Source organism: Skermanella sp., from assembly GCF_059503625.1.
Map to the genome: position 1 here is coordinate 1 of NZ_JCACHA010000388.1, position 2,555 is coordinate 2,555.

Annotated in this window: 2 protein-coding genes; one reads left to right on the top strand and one right to left on the bottom strand. The window is 65.6% G+C overall.

All coding sequences use genetic code 11. The features are described from left to right. The coding region (locus AC5JJ6_RS08685) for a hypothetical protein (RefSeq protein WP_496041651.1) at window positions 1–302 on the top strand (302 nt) is incomplete at its 5' end. A gap of 138 nt (window positions 303–440) precedes the next feature. Here the strand turns inward: AC5JJ6_RS08685 and AC5JJ6_RS08690 are convergent. Then, a partial coding sequence (locus AC5JJ6_RS08690; protein ID WP_496041652.1) for a DNA gyrase subunit B occupies window positions 441–2,555 on the bottom strand: 2,115 nt, incomplete at its 5' end.

The window sequence follows — 2,555 nt, forward strand, 5'->3', positions numbered from 1 at the left end:
CCGACGATTTCCTGCTCCTTGATCGGCGTGCTCGACCACTGGCCGCCAGGACCCTCTTCGAAGGCGAGCCTCGGCTTGGCCGGACTGCTTCTGCCCGCTTCCGCGGCGATCTCGGCCAACCGGTCTTCGATCTGAGTGAAGAGCGGCCGCTCGCCGATCGACTCGGCACGACAACTCCGGCAACGACCGTCACCGTCTCATCCGCCGTCCGCTCGCAGGTGAAGTTCCAGTCGTCGGCCAAGGAGACGTCCGGCGCCGGATCTCCCGTCAGAAAGCCGTTCAACAGATATTGGGTCGCCTGACGATCGCTGATCGGCAGCTTTCCTGCTTCCGCATCACGCTCGCGGGAGTGCTTGGTAAACCTCACCTTATCGCGGTCCTTGGCGAGATCCCTGATAGCGTCCTAAGCAACCTTCCTATTCACACCTTCTCCAAAATCCTCAAACGTCAAGGTTAGCCACCTTCAGCGCGTTGTCCTGGATGAATTCCCGCCTTGGTTCCACGACATCGCCCATCAGGGTGCTGAAGACTTCCTCCGCCTCGTCGGCGTGGTTGACCTTCACTTGCAGGAGCGAGCGCTTGGTCGGGTCGAGCGTGGTTTCCCACAGCTGTTCCGGGTTCATCTCGCCCAGGCCCTTGTAGCGCTGGATCGTGACGCCGTGACGGCCCAGCTCCATGATCGCGTCGAGCAGGGCCAGCGGGCCGGTGATCGGGCGGAGGTCCTTGTCCTTGTGGGTCAGGCGTCCGATGCCGTCGTAGTTGGCCTTCAGCGAGGCGGCCATGTTGTTGAGCGTGCGGGCTTCGACGCTTTTCAGCACGTCGCGGTCCAGCACGTGGCGATGGGTCACGCCCCGGCGGGTGCGGGCGATGATCAGGGCGTCCGTGGTCGCTTCGCCGGTCCAGCCTCCGCCCAGCATGCCGTCGCTGTCGCTCAGCGTGTTGAGGCGGGTGGCGATCTCGGCGGCCTTGGCGCTTGCGCGCTCCGGGTCGTTCAGGAAGGCGATGTCGAAGGCGCCGGCGATGGCGGACTGCTCGACCACGCGCAGGCTGCCGGCCTTGCGGGTCAGGGTTTCCATCGGGCCGCGCGCGACGCGGGCCTGTCCGACCAGCGACTTGAGCTGGTCGCCGATCACCAGCACGCCGTCGGACGACGGGCTGAAGGCAACATCGTCGATGCCCTCGTCGGTCAGGTAATCCTCGAGCGCCTTGTCGTCCTTCAGGTACCGCTCGCGCGCGTTGCCGCGCTTGATCCGGTACAGCGGCGGCTGGGCGATATACAGGTAGCCGTTCTCGATCACCTGCGGCATCTGGCGGTAGAAGAAGGTCAGCAGCAGCGTCCGGATGTGGGAGCCGTCCACATCGGCGTCCGTCATGATGATGATCTTGTGATAGCGCGTCTTGGCGACGTCGAACTCTTCGCGGCCGATGCCGGTGCCGAGCGCCGCGATCAGCGTGCCGATCTCGGCGGAGCCGAGCATCTTGTCGAAGCGTGCCCGCTCGACGTTGAGGATCTTGCCGCGCAGCGGCAGGATCGCCTGATACTGGCGCGAGCGCCCCTGCTTGGCGGAGCCGCCCGCCGAGTCGCCCTCGACGATGAACAGTTCGGACAGCGCCGGATCGCGCTCCTGGCAGTCGGCCAGCTTGCCCGGCAGCGACGTGATGTCCAGGGCGCCCTTGCGCCGGGTCAGCTCGCGCGCCTTGCGCGCGGCTTCGCGGGCCGCCGCCGCTTCCACCACCTTGGCAGTGATGCGCTTGGCTTCCTGCGGGTGTTCCTCAAGCCACGTGGCGAGCGCTTCGCCGATCGCGTTCTCCACGACGGGACGCACTTCGGACGAGACCAGCTTGTCCTTGGTCTGGCTGGAGAACTTGGGGTCCGGCACCTTGACCGACAGCACGCAGGTCAGGCCTTCGCGCATGTCGTCGCCGGTCAGGGTGACCTTCTCCTTCTTGGCGATGCCCGACACGTTGGCGTAGTTGTTCAGCGTCCGGGTCAGGGCGCCGCGGAAGCCGGCCAGATGGGTGCCGCCGTCACGCTGGGGGATGTTGTTGGTGAAGCACAGCATCGTCTCGTGATAGCTGTCGTTCCACTGCAACGCCGCTTCCACCGTGATCTCGCCGCCAAGCTCGCTCGGCCGCACCGCCGTCAGCGAAATCGCCGGCTTGTGCAGGGCAGTCTTGGAGCGGTCGAGATACTGGACGAAGGCTTCCAGTCCGCCTTCATAGTGCAGGTCGACCACCTTCGGCTCGACCCCACGGGAATCGACGAGCTGGAGATAGACGCCGGAGTTGAGGAAGGCCAGTTCGCGCAGGCGGTGTTCCAGCGTCCCGATGTCGAAATCGACCTTGGTGAAGGTCGCCTTGGACGGCAGGAAGGTGACTTCGGTGCCGCTCAGCACCTTGCCGTCGACGACGGGCGCCTCGCCCACTTCCTTCAGGGCATAAACGCGGTCGCCGTGGCTGAACTCCATCTCCCAGATCCGGCCGCCGCGCCAGATGCGCAGGAACAGGTGCTCCGACAGGGCATTGACGACGGACACGCCGACGCCGTGCAGGCC